General features: G+C 73.9%; 12 protein-coding genes. 5 read left to right on the top strand and 7 right to left on the bottom strand.

Annotated features, from left to right (window positions below):
- Nucleotides 1-118 precede the first annotated feature (118 nt).
- Nucleotides 119-778 (bottom strand): type 1 glutamine amidotransferase domain-containing protein, encoded by a 660-nt coding sequence (locus ACW0Q9_RS21505; protein ID WP_456184035.1) that lies wholly within the window; start codon nucleotides 776-778, stop codon nucleotides 119-121.
- Nucleotides 779-850: 72 nt separating this feature from the next.
- On the opposite strand from ACW0Q9_RS21505, the gene ACW0Q9_RS21500 reads away from it, so the two are divergent.
- Nucleotides 851-1735: a LysR family transcriptional regulator gene (locus ACW0Q9_RS21500; RefSeq protein WP_456184033.1), complete on the top strand. Its 885-nt coding sequence runs from the start codon at nucleotides 851-853 to the stop codon at nucleotides 1733-1735.
- A gap of 6 nt (nucleotides 1736-1741) precedes the next feature.
- Here the strand turns inward: ACW0Q9_RS21500 and ACW0Q9_RS21495 are convergent, their stop codons facing one another.
- Complete coding sequence (locus ACW0Q9_RS21495; protein ID WP_456184031.1) at nucleotides 1742-2203, bottom strand: hypothetical protein; 462 nt, start codon at nucleotides 2201-2203, stop codon at nucleotides 1742-1744.
- 172 nt (nucleotides 2204-2375) lie between these two features.
- Here ACW0Q9_RS21495 and ACW0Q9_RS21490 point away from each other — a divergent pair, with 172 nt between their 5' ends.
- The gene (locus ACW0Q9_RS21490) at nucleotides 2376-4775 is read left to right on the top strand and encodes a M4 family metallopeptidase (protein ID WP_456184029.1); all 2400 of its coding nucleotides are present in this window, start codon (nucleotides 2376-2378) and stop codon (nucleotides 4773-4775) included.
- A gap of 103 nt (nucleotides 4776-4878) precedes the next feature.
- Entirely contained in the window at nucleotides 4879-5643 is a 765-nt protein-coding gene (locus ACW0Q9_RS21485) for an enoyl-CoA hydratase/isomerase family protein (protein ID WP_456184027.1), read from the top strand.
- A 59-nt stretch (nucleotides 5644-5702) separates the two neighbouring features.
- On the opposite strand, the gene ACW0Q9_RS21480 is transcribed toward ACW0Q9_RS21485, so the two are convergent.
- Nucleotides 5703-7259, bottom strand: a complete 1557-nt coding sequence (locus ACW0Q9_RS21480; RefSeq protein WP_456184025.1) for an MSCRAMM family protein — start codon at nucleotides 7257-7259, stop codon at nucleotides 5703-5705.
- A 401-nt stretch (nucleotides 7260-7660) separates the two neighbouring features.
- On the opposite strand from ACW0Q9_RS21480, the gene ACW0Q9_RS21475 reads away from it, so the two are divergent.
- Nucleotides 7661-9433 (top strand): hypothetical protein, encoded by a 1773-nt coding sequence (locus ACW0Q9_RS21475; RefSeq protein WP_456184023.1) that lies wholly within the window; start codon nucleotides 7661-7663, stop codon nucleotides 9431-9433.
- A gap of 103 nt (nucleotides 9434-9536) precedes the next feature.
- Here ACW0Q9_RS21475 and ACW0Q9_RS21470 read toward each other — a convergent pair whose 3' ends face one another.
- The 4 genes from ACW0Q9_RS21470 to ACW0Q9_RS21455 all read right to left on the bottom strand — a co-directional run bounded on the left by ACW0Q9_RS21470 (nucleotide 9537) and on the right by ACW0Q9_RS21455 (nucleotide 13465).
- Nucleotides 9537-9977 (bottom strand): HNH endonuclease, encoded by a 441-nt coding sequence (locus ACW0Q9_RS21470; protein ID WP_456184021.1) that lies wholly within the window; start codon nucleotides 9975-9977, stop codon nucleotides 9537-9539.
- 214 nt (nucleotides 9978-10191) lie between these two features.
- Nucleotides 10192-11334 carry a hypothetical protein gene (locus ACW0Q9_RS21465; protein ID WP_456184019.1) on the bottom strand — a complete coding sequence of 381 codons (1143 nt, stop codon included), beginning with the start codon at nucleotides 11332-11334 and terminating at the stop codon, nucleotides 10192-10194.
- A 73-nt stretch (nucleotides 11335-11407) separates the two neighbouring features.
- The gene (locus ACW0Q9_RS21460) at nucleotides 11408-12937 is read right to left on the bottom strand and encodes an FAD-dependent oxidoreductase (RefSeq protein WP_456184017.1); all 1530 of its coding nucleotides are present in this window, start codon (nucleotides 12935-12937) and stop codon (nucleotides 11408-11410) included.
- A gap of 39 nt (nucleotides 12938-12976) precedes the next feature.
- Nucleotides 12977-13465 (bottom strand): MSMEG_6728 family protein, encoded by a 489-nt coding sequence (locus tag ACW0Q9_RS21455; protein WP_456184015.1) that lies wholly within the window; start codon nucleotides 13463-13465, stop codon nucleotides 12977-12979.
- A gap of 142 nt (nucleotides 13466-13607) precedes the next feature.
- On the opposite strand from ACW0Q9_RS21455, the gene ACW0Q9_RS21450 reads away from it, so the two are divergent.
- A partial coding sequence (locus ACW0Q9_RS21450; RefSeq protein WP_456184037.1) for an NAD-binding protein occupies nucleotides 13608-15214 on the top strand: 1607 nt, incomplete at its 3' end.

Raw genomic sequence — 15214 nt, 5'->3', positions numbered from 1 at the left:
CGGCGCCGGTCCGCCCCCCGGCCTACCTCGTCTGACCCGGAGCCCGCCGTCGATCATGAGGTTGACGGCGTCGAAGCGGACCTGACGCACCGTCAACCTCATGATCGCCGAGGCGGGGTCAGGCGGAGAGGAGCTTGACCACGGCTTCGGCCAGGGCGCGGGCCGACTGGGGGTTCTGGCCGGTGGCCAGGCGGCCGTCGACCACCACCTGCTCGGTGAAGTTGGGGGCCGGGACGTGCTGGGCGCCGGCCTCGGTCAGCTTGTCGGCGAGCAGGAACGGCACCTCCCCGGTGAGGCCGACGGCCGCCTCCTCGTCGTTGGTGAAGCCGGCCACCCGCTTGCCGGCGACCAGGTGGGAGCCGTCGGAGAGGGTCAGGTTCACCAGCGCCGACGGGCCGTGGCAGACGGCGGCCACCACCCCGCCGCGCTCGTAGATCGAGCGGGCGATCCGGGCCAGGTCCGGGTCTTCGGGGAAGTCCCACATGGTGCCGTGGCCGCCGGCGAAGAGGATCACGTCGTACCCGTCCGGGTCGACGTCGGCGGCCCTCGGGGTGTCCGTCACGCCGGCGCTGGCGAGGAAGTCGTTCTGGGTCGGGTCGTTCTCGTCCCGGCCGTCGAGCGGCGGCTGCCCGCCGGCCACCGAGACGAGGTCGACGTGGTAGCCGGCGGCCCGGAAGACCTCCCACGGCTCCGCGGCCTCGCCTACGTAGAAGCCGGTCCGGCGGCCGGTCCGGCCCAGCTCGGAGTGACTGGTCAGCGCGATGAGTGCACGAGTCATGCCGACCATGCTGGCCCGTGGATCCATAGCTGACCAATAGGCGAAGCTGGCACCGGCGATAGATTTGCTGATGTGAAGGCATCCCTGGACCTGCTCCGCAGCTTCCTCGCCGTGCACCGGTCGGGGTCGATCACCGGCGCGGCGGAGCTGCTCGGGCTGGCCCAGCCCACGGTGACCGCGCAGCTGCGCGCGCTGGAGGAGGCGGTCGGGCGGCCGCTGTTCGAGCGGCTGCCCCGCGGCGTCACCCCGACCGCCGCCGGGAACGAGCTGGCCCGCCGGGTCGCCGACCCGCTGGACCGGCTCGCCGCCGTGCTGGCCGAGGACACGACCACGGCGTACCCCCGGACGGTGTTCCTCGGCGGGCCGGCCGAGTTCCTCGCCGAGCGGGTGCTGCCGGCGCTGGCCGGTCCGGTCGCCGACGGCCTGGAACTGCGGGTGTCGGCCGGGCTGCCGGAGCGGCTGGTGGACGACCTGGTGGCCGGGCGGCTCGACCTGGCGGTGACCAGCGTGCGCCCGCGCCGCCGGGGGGTGGCCGTCGAGCCGCTCTACGACGAGGAGTTCGTGCTGGTGGCGGCGCCGGCCTGGGCCGGGCGGCTGCCCGACCCGGTCACCGCCGCGGCGCTGCGCGACGTGCCGCTGGTGGCGTACGGCGAGGAGGCCCCGATCCTGCGCCGGTACTGGCGGACGGTCTTCGAGACCCGGCTCACCCGGACGCCCAGCCTGGTCGTGGCCGACCTGCGGGCGGTCCGGGCGGCGGTGGTGGCCGGCGCCGGGGTGAGCGTGCTGCCGACGTACCTCTGCCGGGGTGAGCTGGCCTCCGGCGCGTTGCGGGCGCTGCTCGCGCCGCCGGTGCCCCCGCTCAACACGCTCTTCCTGGCGGCCCGGCCGGGGGTGGCCGGGCGGCGGGAGGTCCAGGCGGTTCGCCGGACGCTGCTGGCGGCGGCCGCCGACTGGTGAGGACCGTCAGCCGGTGGCGCGGCTGAGCAGGTCGACCACGGCGGCGGTGGCCGGCGGCGGGGTGGCCTGCGGCGGGCAGTCCACGTAGCCCGTGGTGGTTGGGCCGACGGTGAGCTGATAGCTGAACGCGTCCGCGCACATGGTCGCCGGGATGGTGGCGGTCGCCTCGGCGGCCAGCCGCGGGTCGGTGGCGAGGTGCCGCAGCCGGTCGAGGTCGGCGCCGCTGAGCCGGCCGGTGTGCGAGGCGCCGGCCCGGTCGACCCGGGTCCACCGGCCGTCGGGCTGCACCGTGACGGTGTCCTTGAGCCCGGCGATGCCGCCGGACTTCGTCAGCACCACCGGCACACCTGGCGCGGCGGTGGTCGGGGCCGGGCCGTCCGACGCGGGTCCGCCGCCGCTGTCGGCGCAGCCGGCGAGCGGGGTGAGAAGCGCGGCGAGGAGGGTCGCCGCGACCGGGGTGGCTCTCATGCCGATCGGACGCACGGCGGGGCCACCCGGTTCCGACACGCTCCGCCGCCCTCATCCGAACGGTCAGTGTCTCCGGCAGGAAAGCGCTCGCACCCTTTCACGTTCTTCGATGTATCGCTATATCTACATCAGTGACTACCCCCGTCACAACTTCCCCCCTTCAGGAGGGCCCGTGAAAAGATCCCTCGCCGCCGTCAGCGCAGCGCTGCTCACCAGCGGCGTGCTGACCTGCGTCACCACCACGGCGCACGCGGCAACCCCGAGCGCCCCGTCCCCCGAGTCCGCCGCCGCAACCCGGGCGGACAGCCTGCTCCGCGCCAACCCCGGTGCCGTCCAGGGTGCCGGCGGGGAGGCGTACCAGGCCGTCCGCACGAAGGTGGACTCCTCCGGGGCCACCCACACCCGCTACACCCGGACCTACCACGGCCTGCGCGTCTACGGCGGCGACTTCGTCGTGCACACCGCCCCGAACGGCACGCTGGCCGGGACCTCGGTCGGCCTCGCCGCGCCGCTCACGCTGGGCACCACCGCCAAGGTCGGCCCGGCCGCGGCACAGGCCAGCGCGCGCAGGGCGTTCTCCGGCTCGCTCACCTCGGTGGGCACCCCGGAGCTCTTCGTCGACGCCAGTTCCGGCAAGGGCCGGCTGGCCTGGGAGACCGTCGCCAGCGGCTGGCGGGCGGACAAGCAGACGCCGTCCAGGCTGCACGTCATCACCGACGCGAGCACCGGCGCGGTGATCGGCTCGTACGACGAGATCGAGATGGTGGTCGGCAGCGGCCAGGGCATCTACAGCGGCACGGTCAGCATCGACACGACGCTCTCCGGCAGCACCTACCAGATGGTGGACCCGTCGCACGGCAACGGCCGCACCTGCGACATGAACAACACCACCGGGGGCACCTGCACCACCTTCACCGACCCCGACAACAACTGGGGCAACGGCGCCACCTCGAACCGGCAGTCCGCCGGCGTCGACGCCCACTTCGGCGCCGCGAAGACCTTCGACTACTTCAAGAACACGCACGGCCGCAACGGCATCTTCGGCAACGGAGCGGGCGTGCCGAGCCGGGTGCACTACGGCAGCAACTACGTCAACGCCTTCTGGGACGGCTCCCAGATGACCTACGGCGACGGCTCGGGCAACTCCCGCCCGCTGGTCTCGCTCGACGTCGCCGGGCACGAGATGAGCCACGGTGTCACCGAGGCGCTGGCCGGCCTGGTCTACTCCGGTGAGTCCGGCGGCCTCAACGAGGCCACCAGCGACATCTTCGGCAACATGGTGGAGTTCTACGCCGCCGCGCCGAGCGACCCGGGTGACTACCAGGTCGGTGAGAAGATCAACATCAACGGCAACGGTACGCCGCTGCGCTACATGTACAACCCGTCGCTGGACGGCTCGTCCGACTCCTGCTGGAGCACCAGCACCAGGAACAAGGACGTGCACTACTCCTCCGGCGTGGCCAACCACTTCTACTTCAACCTCGCCGAGGGCACCGGCTCCACCGCGTACGGCACGTCGCCGGTCTGCGGCTCGGCGCCGGCGGTGACCGGCATCGGTCGCGCCAAGGCGGAGAAGATCTGGTACCGGGCGCTCGACGTGTACTTCACCTCGAACACCTCGTACGTCAACAACACCACCCCGTCGAACACCGCCCGGGCCTACACGCTGCGGGCGGCGACCGACCTGTACGGCAACTGCTCCACCGAGTACAAGACCGTCCAGGCGGCGTGGACCGCGGTGAACGTGGCCGGAAACGACGCGCCCTGCGGCTCCACCGGCAACGACTTCTCCGTCTCGCTCTCCCCGACCTCCGGCTCGGTGACCGCGGGCGGTTCGGTCTCCACCACCGTCGCCACCGCCACCACCAGCGGGACCGCGCAGACCGTGACGTTCTCCGCGTCCGGCCTGCCGAGCGGCGCCACCGCGTCGTTCAGCCCGTCCTCGGTGACCTCGGGCGGCTCGTCCACGCTCACCATCGCCACCACGGCGAGCACCCCGGCCGGCACTTACTCGGTGACCGTCACGGGCGCCGGCTCGGTGAGCCACTCGGCGACCTACACGCTGACCGTGAACGGCACCGGCGGCGGCTGCACGGGCGCCGGCCAGAAGCTCGGCAACCCCGGCTTCGAGTCCGGCAACACGGTCTGGTCGTCCACCTCGGGCGTCATCGGCCAGTACGCCTCCAGCGGCCAGCCGCCGCGTACCGGCACCTGGAACGCCTGGCTGGACGGCTACGGCAGCACCCACACCGACACGCTCTCCCAGTCGGTGAGCCTGCCGGGCGGCTGCACCTCGTACAACTTCACCTTCTGGCTGCACATCGACTCGGCCGAGACCACCAGCAGCGTCCAGTACGACAAGCTGACCGTGCAGGTGCTCAACTCGTCCGGCAGCGTGCTGGCGACCCTGGCGACTTACTCGAACCTCAACAAGGCCACCGGGTACAGCCAGAAGTCCTTCTCGCTGGCCTCGTACGCCGGCCAGACCGTCACCCTGAAGTTCACCGGCACGGAGGACTCCTCGCTGCAGACCTCCTTCGTGGTCGACGACACCGCGGTCAACGTCTCCTGACCTGACCGCCCGACCCCGGGGCCCGGCGGCCACCCCCACGCGGGTGGTCACCGGGCCCCGCCCGTTACCGTCGCCCGGAGGACCGGCGGCGCGAGGGGGAGAGATGTCGGACGCGGAGCTGACCGTCACGGTGACCGGGCCGGTGGCGACCGTGGTGATCCACAACCCGGCGCGCCGCAACGCCATGACGCCGGCCATGTGGCGGCAGCTCCCGGTGCTGCTCGACGGCCTGGAGGCGGACCCGGCGGTGCGCGCGCTCGTGCTCACCGGGGCGGGCGGCACCTTCTGCGCCGGTGCCGACCTGGGCGACCTGGACGAGCTGCTGGCGGCCGGGGACGGCAGCATCGCGGTGGCCGCCGAGGAGCGGCTGGCCGCGTTCAGCCGGCCCACCGTGGCGGCGATCGAGGGCGCCTGCGTCGGCGGCGGCTGCCAGCTCGCCGTCGCCTGCGACCTTCGCCTCGCCGCGGCGGACGCCCGGTTCGGCGTACCGCCGGCGCGGCTGGGGTTGGTCTATCCCGCGCCGACCACCCGGCGGCTGGCCCGGCTGGTCGGGCCGTCGGCGGCCAAGCACCTGCTGTTCACCAGCGAGCTGGTCGACGCCGAGCGGGCGCTGCGGATCGGGCTGGTCGACGAGGTGCTGCCGGCCGACGGGCTGGCGACCCGGGTGGCGGCGGTGACCGGCACCATCGCCGAGCGGTCCCGGCTCACCGTGGCGGCGGCCAAGGAGATCGTCGACGGGCGCGCCGACGCGGACCGGATCGCCTGGTGGCACGGGCAGGTGCGGGAGAGCGGCGAGGCCCGGGAGGGGATCGCGGCGGTCACCGAGCGCCGGCCACCACGCTTCGGCTGGACACCGCCGGCCGGCTGAGCTCGACAGCGGTACGGCCGGGCCGGTGGGAGCGGCCCGGCCGCCCCCACCGGCACCCGTCAGGCCGGGTCGGCCAGGACGATGGTGATCTGGGTGGTCCTGTCGTGGCGCAGCCGGACGCTCGTCGCCGACTCCCGGTCGGTGCCGCCGTACCAGCCGCCCGACCATGGGCGGTCCGGCACGTAGCGGACCTTCACCGACTGGTCGGCGAGCCCGTCGACGACCCGGGGACCGTAGTAGAAGGAGAACTGCTTCACCAGGTCGCCTGTGGTGGTGTTGTAGATGTCCCCGGCCAGCCACCCGTTGTAGGGCTGACCGTCCTGCGACGTGGTGGTCACGCTGAGCCGGGGGCCGGTACGGGCCAGCGAGGCGTCGGCCACCCCTGGCTGCTCGATGCCGGCCCGGATCGGCTTGGCGGTCTTCCGGTCGGCCGCACCTCCCGACCACACGGCGGCGTAGGGCTCGACGTGGTCGTAGAAGTGGGAGAACTCCAGCGGCCAGTCGTACGGGCCCAGATTCGGCACGGTGTAGACGCCGTCGGAGCCCGTGCAGAAGGGGCCGGCTCCCGGAGCGAAGCTGCCCTGCCGCTGCGGCAGAATGCCGGCGCAGCCGTTGGCCAGCGGCTCACCGGTGCCGGCGTCCCGGATCGTTCCGGTGATCCGGGCGGCCGGGTCGAGCCGCACGGTGGGGACGGTGCTGAGCCGACCGGCCTCGCCCTTGACCAGCAGCGCGTCGTGCTGCCGGCCGACACCGCCGTTCCGGCCCAGCCACTGCACGCCGTGCACGTCGTCCCTCGGCAGGACCAGCACCGTGTAGTCACCCGGTTCGAGCTCGCCCACGGTGACCCGGCCCTGGTCGTCGGTGTAGTTGACGTCCCACTGGCAGGTCTGGTCGTCGAGCGCGCCGAAGACCGTCGGCAGCACCGCGACACAGGTGTAGGGCACCGGCTCCCCGGTGGCCCGGTCGACCACGGTGGTGGTGACGGCGGTGGTGGGACGAAGGGAGACCTCGACCCGGGTGGTCTGGCCGAGGACGACCTTGACGTCCTTGACCTGCTGCCGCGCGTGCAGGCCGTCGGAGGAGCGCACCTGAAGGGTGTACGTACCGGACTGCAGGTTCTCGAGCCGCAGGTGGCCGCCGGTGGCCCCACACTGGAGGGAGTACTCCTGGACCCCCGCGCAGAAGGCGTCGACCGGCGCTCCGGTGTCGGCGTCCGTGGCCACCACCTCCACCACACCGGGCAGCAGCATGGTCTCCTCGGGCACGGTGGTGGTCTCGCCGGAGGTGACCGTGACGATGTCGGCGGTGGAGTAGCCGAGCTTCTCGTGCGACCACTGGTAGCGGCCCAGGAAGCCGTACTGGATCTTGTAGGTGCCGACCGGCACGTCGGCGAAGCGGAAGCTCCCGTCGGCGCCGGTCAGCACCTGTCCGCCGCTGGCGCCGTCGGTGGTGAAGAGGTTGACGGTGACGCTGCCGGGCTTCTCCGTCACGACGTGGCCGGTGATCGCACCCGGCGTGGGTTCCTCGGCGTACGCCGGCGTGGCGGTCAGGCCGGCGGTGAGGCTCAGCAGCATGCCGGCGGCGACCGCGGCGTACCTGCTGGCGGGTCTGGTCATCTGATCCCCGTTCAGCGGTGGATGCGGGGGCGTCGGCCGGCGGATGCTCTGCCGCCGGCCCGCCCTGCCCGCGACCGGTGCTCCGGTCGCGAGCACGCTACTCCGCGCCGTGCCGCCCACGCAGTCCCGACCACCGGGAACCGGCCGTACGGATCGGCGGCGGGGCACCGAGTCGACGGCCCGGCTCCGCCGATCAGCTGGATCCTGGTCAGGTGGCCCGCCCGGGCTCGATCGGGACGGCTCATGATGCCCGGGCTGGCTACCATCCCAGTCGGTCACCCCGCTGTGGTGGTGATCGATGAAGGAGGACCGTCCACGTGACACTCAGGACCCGCGACGCACGGGGGCGCGGGCGCACGACATTGCGGGGAGCGATTGCCGCACTGGTGCTGGGAGCCGTCGTGCTCCCGCCGGTGTCGGCCGCCGCCGCCGAGCCGCACTTCGTGCTCACGCCCTCTCTGCTGGCGTACACCGACTCCACCACCCCGGACACGGCCGTCTTCTATCCGAGCGGCGGCGACCTGCCCGTCGGCTCCTGGCGCGACGAGGAGTCCACCCGGCACACCTCCCGTGCCTACGTGACCTTCGACATCGGCGGCATCTACGTCGGCCGGCTGAGCAGCGCGACCCTGGTCGCCCGCGAGAGCCGGGCGAACGACTGCGCGAAGCCGCGGACCGTGGTCGCGCTGCCGACCGCGCCGTTCACCGGTGACAACAGCTGGTCGAGCCCGCCGAAGACGATCGGCAAGGAGGTCACCGCCACCGCCGAGGGCGGCGACTGCACCTCGTGGCGCACCATGTGGAACCTCACCACCGCGCTCACCGACGCGCTGAACCGCGGTGACCGTCAGCTCACCGCCGAGCTGCGGGTCCCCAAGAGGTACGAGGGGGACGTCGCCTACGGCCGCTGGCTGGAGACCAACGAGTTCCGGTTCGAGGTGGAGCTGAAGAACACCGCTCCGCTCAAGCCGACGAAGCTCTACAACGGCAACACCGACACGCCGTGCGGCCCGGACTACTTCGCCCGGTCCAATTTCAGCGTCTTCGCGGACATGACCGACCGGGACCGCGATCCCGGCGACTCCCTGACCCCGGAGTTCGAGTTCTGGCCGCTCGCCGATCCGTCGGCCACCACCACGATGACGACCGGCATCTCCAGCGGGGGCGACGGCCTCAGCGGCGTGGGCGACGTGCCGGCGGACACCCTGGCCGACGGTGAGTACGCCTGGCACGCGCGGACCTACGACGAGCGGGCCTGGTCGCCGTGGAGCGACCCGTGCCGGTTCACCGTCGACCGGACCGGGCCCGCCGCCGCGCCGACTGTGGCCTCTCCGGAGTACCCGGAGAACCCGCCCAACCCGACCGGTGGCCGCAACGTGACCGGCACCTTCCTGTTCACGGCCAACGGCGTGCCGGACGTGGTCGGCTTCCGGTACGGCGACAGCCAGTGGAACATGTACAACCAGGTGCCGGCCGACCAGCTCGGTGGTGCCGCGACCATCCGGTGGCAGCCCCGCGACGCGGGTGAGCAGACCCTGTACGTGGCGAGCGTGGACCGGGCCGGCAACAGCTCGCCCGTACGCTCGTACACCTTCAAGGTGCGCGACCTGACGGTCACCGCCTGGTCGACCAAGCAGGAGCCGGACCCGTCCGGCGCCGGCATCCTGGTGAGCATGCGGTTCGGCACCCAGCCGGGCAACGGCATCACCACCGTCGCCTACCGGGTCGACGGCGGCGCGGAGCAGTCGGTCCCGGTGGACGCGCAGGGCGTGGCCGTGCCGGTCCTGGGCCCGTTGAAGGGTGGCGAGCACAGGCTCGCGTACGCCGGGCGCAGCGCCACCGGCGAGGTGCTCTACCAGGCGGAGACCACCTTCTACGTGGACGACGCCCCGTCCATCGCCTCCGACGGGGTCTACCCGATCGACGGTTCCGGCGGCGGGGTCGGGGTGCCGGGCGTCTTCACCGTGACGCCGAAGGTCACCAAGGACGCGACCGCGGTCACGTGGTTCACCACCCAGAACAGCGACCACCTCGACGTGCCACTGGACGCCGACGGCAAGGCCCGGGTCACCTTCACCCCGACCGCCTCGGGCTGGACCTACTTCTGGTTCTCGGTGAAGTACGCCGACGGCACCTCGTCCGGCTGGCGCTCGTTCTCGGTCACGGTCAACTGACCGACGCGGGGGTGCGGGACTGTTCCCGCACCCCCGCGGGACCGGCGGGCGCCGCGCCGGAGGCGTACCTCCGACGCGGCCCCCTGTGCCCGCCGGCCGTACGTCACCGCGCCAGGGCGGCCCAGCTCGGCGTCACCGGCTCCCGGCGCAGCGGCATGCCCGCCTCGGCCGGGGTCCGGTCGCCCTTGCGCTGGTTGCACCCGTAGCAGGCGGCGGTGGTGTTCCCCCAGGTGTTCCGGCCGCCGCGCGAGCGGGGCAGGATGTGGTCGATGGTGCCGGCCGGGCCGTCGCAGTAGGCGCACCGCCGGCCGTCGCGGCGCAGCACCCCGCCCCGGGACCAGGCCGGGCCGGCGCTGAACCGCCAGCGGGTCACCACGTAGCGGACGAGGCGGACCACCCGTGGCATCGGGAAGACCCCGATCACCTGGTCCGGCTCGGCCTCGTGGATCTCGGCGACCCGCCGGCAGAGCATCCGGATCGCGTGCTGGACGGTGACCCGGTGCAGCGGGCCGAGGTCGGCGTTGATGACGAGGACGGCGTCCACCGGGCTCTCCCTTCACGGTCGGTGGTACGGCAGCAAAAAGCCGCCCGGTCCACGGGACCGGGCGGCGACGACGTGGGCGCGCGGGCGCGTCAGTCGGGCCACCCGGGGCGGGGACCTTCGGCTCGGGAACCGTCGCCGAGCAGCCACGACGGCATCGTGGTGGCGTGTCGCAGCGACATCGACGGCTCCCGGAGCGGTGGTTGACCTTGCGCGCTCACGGTAGATCCGCGCCGGAAACGCGGGCAACGTATTTCGATCCACCGTCGGACGGGGGCCGCTGCCGGCCGGCGCGCCCGGCCGCCCGCGCCGCGGCGAGGGGCCGGCCGATCCGGGCCGCCATCTGGACCACCAGCTCGCTCTCCAGCAGCGGCCGGTTCACCTCGGCGGCCACCGACAGGGCCGGCGTGGAGACCGACCGCCAGATCGCGGTCAGCCCGGCGCCCAGGCCGACCAGGGCCACCGCCGCCCGGGTGGTGGGGGAGCCGGCCGCCGCCGCGGCGCTCACCCCGACCACCGCCAGCAGCACCACCAGCAGGGGTACGAGCACCGGCCAGAAGATCCCCCGGGCCGCCTGCACCACCAGCTTCCGGTCCCGGATGATCAGATTCCGGGCCACCACCGCCCAGTTCTCCTCGTCCAGCAGGTCGCGCGGGTGCAGGCCGCCGGTGAGCACGCCCCGCCACAGCTCGCCCTGGTTGCGCAGCTCGCGGGCCAGCTCCGCGAGCCCCGCCTCGCGCGGGTCGCCGACCGCGGCCCGGGTGACCGCCGCCGCCCACGCGGCCAGCGAGTGGCGGACCACCGCCGCCGAGTACGGGGGCAGCACGCTGGCCAGCTCGTCCAGCCACCGGCTGATCTGGATCTGCCGCCCGCCGAACCGCCCGACAAGCTGGTCGGCGTCGCCTGGGCGGACCGTGTCGGCGAGCGACCGACCGAGCCGGTAGGCCAGGCCCACCCGGTGGTTGGTGGCCATCGTCCAGCGCAGCACGTCCACGTTCAGCTCGTCGAGGGCGAGCAGCAGCGGCTCCCGGTCCGCCCCGGCGGCGGTCCGGGCGGCGGCGGTGGACGGCAGCGGCCGGCCCGGCACGGTGAGCGCGGCGATCTGGGCGAGCGCCACCTCCACCCCGTCCAGGTTCATCCGGAGCCGGAGCCGTCCCGGCAGCTCGGTGACGTTGGAGAGCTTCGGCGGGGCGGCCGCCGGCCGGTCCGCGTCGTCGACCAGGTCGGTGGTCTGCGCGTGGTGGTAGGTGTCCGCCATCGACCAGCCCAGCCGCAGCGCGGTGACGACGCACGCCCGCTCGTCGCGGAGCAGCCCGTACGCGTCGTCCCGCTCGTCGTCCACCCGCAGCGCCGTACTCACCCTCCCGACCTCCCGTGTCGACGGAGTCAGTCGAGACTAGTGCAGCTTTTGATGGCTTATGACCGGTTTAGGATCATCGCCGGCCGGCCAGCAGGCCGCGCGGGCGGACCGAGCGGACGGGCTCGGCCGCCGCTCCCTCCGCGCGCAGGATGTGGTTGGCGGCGACGATCCCGGTCGCCGCCGACCGTTCCATCAAGGCGCTCGGGAACCCGGTCCGGATGCCGTCGCCGGCCAGGTAGAGGCTGGCCGCGTCGGTGCGCACCCCGGGCCGCCCCGCGTGACTGCCCGGGGTGAACCCGGGCGCCCGCGCCTCGACCCGGGCGCGCAGCTCGCGTACCCGGAGGGCCGCCGCCTCCGGCCAGAGCGCGGTCAGCTCCACCCGCATCCGCTCGGCCAGCTCCTCGGCCGGCACGTCCGGCTCGCAGGCGTACGCGTGCAGCTCGACCACCGCCCCGCCGGCCCGCTCCGCCCAGCGCCGCGGCTCGTCCTCCAGCCGGTGGTAGAGGGTCACCGAGTCCAGGGTGGGCTGCCGGGACACCCCGCTGAACACCGCCCGGTCCGCCCGCACGTCGCCGTCCATCCAGTAGCGCGCCACCGCGTACGGCGGGCCGGGCCGGCCGAACGCGGGCGTCCGCGCCACCAGCTCCGGCGCCGCCGCGACCAGGCCGGGGGAGGCGGCGACCAGCGCGGCGAGCGCCGGCGGGTCGACGGCGAGCACCACGTGCCCGGCCTCGTGGGCGTCGCCGTCGGCGGTGGTCACCCGCCAGCCGTCCGGCGTCCGGTCCAGCCGGGCGGCGGCCGTGCCGGTGCGCACCCGGGCGCCGCGCCGCTCGACGTGCCGGGTGAGCGGCTCCCAGATCGCCGTGGCGTAGTCGCGGTCCGGGCAGTCGAAGGCCAGCCCCTCCGGGTTGCCGAGCAGGTAGAAGTGGAACTGGGCGATCATCTCGGCGGCCGACATCTCGGCCTCGTGGTTGAAGAACGAGTGCGAGAAGACCTCGAACAGCATGGCCCGGGCCCGGTCCGGCAGCCGCAGCGAGGTGAGCAGCTCGTCGGCGGTCCGGCCGTCGAACTCGGCGTAGGTGCGCACCGGGTCGTAGGCGAGCAGCGGCAGCGCGGCGTCCCGGTCCATCGCCCGCAGGTCGGCCAGGCGCAGGCTCGGGCTGCGCAGCAGCAGGGCGAGCAGGTTTGCCGGCGGCGCGGGCGGCAACCTGCCGAACTCCTCGGTCGGCCACCGCGCGGAGAGGATCGGATAGCCGGGGACCGGCTTGAGGAAGCCCAGCGTCGGGTCCGCCCGGCGCAGGATGTTCCGCCAGTTCCAGTACTGCCGGAAGAAGGCGTGGAAGCCGTGCTCGTTGCGCTGGACGCCGTCCGGCAGCTCCTCCGGCCAGGCGCCGAGCCGGCCGCCCAGGTGCGGCGCCGCCTCCAGCACGGTCACCTCGACGCCGCGTTCGGCCAGCACCACCGCCGCCGACATGCCGGCGATGCCGCCGCCGACCACCACCGCCCGCACCGGTCGCGGCACGCGCGGGGCACCACCGCCGCCGGGATCCACCAGATGCGGGCGTACGCCGATGAGCCGACCGACCACTCGCGACAGTGCCACCCTGCGCCTCCGCCCGACGGGAGCCTCCAGTCTGCCGGCTCACGCCTCCGGCAGCAGGCACCGCCGCGGCCGGTCCGAGGCGGGCCAGACGTACTCCAGGTCGGGCGGAACCCCGTCGAACTGGGGGCCGTAGTGCGCCGGGTCCTTGCGCAGCAGCGACGACCGGTGGCTGCGGTGCAGGTCCTCCCGACCCAGCCAGGGCGGCAGCTCGCCGGCCTCGGCCAGCTCCGGCTGGGTGCGGATGACCTCGATGCCGCAGGCGGTGGCGAGGTCGGTGGCCATGGTGGCCGCGCAGGTGTCCGCCCGGCCCGGCTCGCACCACACCGCGCACATGTCCAGGCCGTACCGGGTCAGCGCCTCCTCGTACCCGGCCCACATCTTCACCGCCGGGTGGTTGCGCCAGCCGTAGTCCGGCCGGGTCAGCCCCCGCAGCACCTGGATGGTCTCCACCCGTTGCTTGCCCAGCCGCTTCTGGTCCAGCGTCCGGGCGCTCGCCAGGAAGTCCGGATACGGCAGGAACGTCTGCATGCCCCGTGCTCTACCCGTACTGGCGGGCACCATGCGTTCATGATCGAGGGGGCTGCGCGCACTGCGAGCGACTGACTACGATCCGGGCATGGCCGAGCCCCTCCGCGACCGCGCGCGCCGGGCGACCGGATGGCGGCTGAAGATGAACGGCGACGTGCGGCCACACTACGTGGTCTGCGGCTCCGACCCGTTGGCCTACTGGGTGGTCCGGGCGCTGCTCGCCACCGACCCGCCCACCGGGCGGATCCGGGTGACCCTGGTCGTGCCCGAGCGCCGCCGCTCCGAGGGGCCGGACGGCCGGGACCTCCCGGGCGTCCAGGTCGTCCGGGCGGACCGGCTCGACGAGGCCACCTTCCGCCGGGCCGGGCTGGCCGGGGCGGACGGGCTGGCCCTGCTGCACCAGGACGACGTGGGCAACATGCACGCCGCGCTCTGTGCCCAGGAGGTCGAGCCCCGGCTGCGCCTCGTGGTGCGGATGTTCAACACCAGCCTGGCCAACGGCGTGCGGCAGCTCTTCCCCGACTCGGCGGTGCTCTCCGACGCCTCGATCTCCGCCCCGGCCTTCGTGGCCGCCGCCCTCGGCGAGCTGGCCCCCACCCACTTCCGGCACGCCGGCCGCACCCTCTACGTGGCCCGCCGCGCCGACGTGCAGCCGCAGGACGTGGTCAGCGGGCTGGCCGTCACCACCGACCCGGAGCTGGTCCGGGTGCTGCCCGCCGACGAGGCCTCCGCCGACGTGGTGCTGGCCGAGGCGACCGGGCGGCCGCCCGGCACCGAGCTGGCCGCCCGCCGGCTGGTCCGGGCCCGCCGGCGCCGGCAGCCGGTGGCGGTGCTGCTCCGCGCGGTCCGCAGCTTCGCCACCCGCAAGATCGGCGTGGCCGTGCTGGTGCTGCTCGCCGTGATCGCCGTGCTCGGCTGGCTCAACGCCCGGGCGGCGGACGTGACCTGGTCCGAGGCGCTCTACCTCACCCTGGTCACCACGCTCAGCGGGCAGGATCCGGACGTCAACAAGCCGCTCGCCGCGCAGATCATGCAGGTGGTGCTCAACCTGGCCGGGCTGGCGCTGATCCCGCTCATCACGGCCGCCGTGGTCGACGGCATCGTGAACGCCCGGCTCGCCCTGCACGCCGGCCGGATCCAGCCCGACCGGTCCGGGCACGTGGTGGTGGTCGGGCTGGGCAACATCGGCACCCGGGTCATGGCGCAACTGCACGACTTCGGGGTCGAGGTGGTGGCCATCGACAAGAATCCCGACGCGCGCGGCGCGCCGCTCGCGCACCGGCTCGGCGTGCCGGTGATCGTCGGCGACGCCGGCCAGGAGGAGACCCTGCGGGCCGCCTCCGTCGACACCAGCCAGGCGCTGGTGGTGGTCTCCACCGACGACGGGGTGAACCTGCGTGCCGCGCTCAACGCCCGCTCCCTCGACCCCGACCTGCGGGTGGTGCTCCGCCTCTTCGACGGCGACTTCGCCGAGCGGATCCAGCAGGCCTTCGGCATCGGCATCTCGCGCAGCGTGTCGTACCTGGCCGCACCGGCGTTCGCGGCCGCCATGCTGGACCGCGCGGTGATCGCCACCATCCCGGTCGACCGGCACGCGCTGCTGGTCACCGAGGTGCCGGTGGTGGCCGGCTCCCCGCTCGACGGCCGGCCGCTGGCCGCGGTGGCCCGCCCGGGCGAGGTGCGCCTGCTGGCGTACACCCGGGCCGGGCAGAAGACGGACTGGTCCACCGACCCGCGGGTGGTGATCCA

It is taken from the genome of Micromonospora sp. I033 (assembly GCF_053890995.1).
This window is presented reverse-complemented; position numbering and strand designations above follow the sequence as displayed.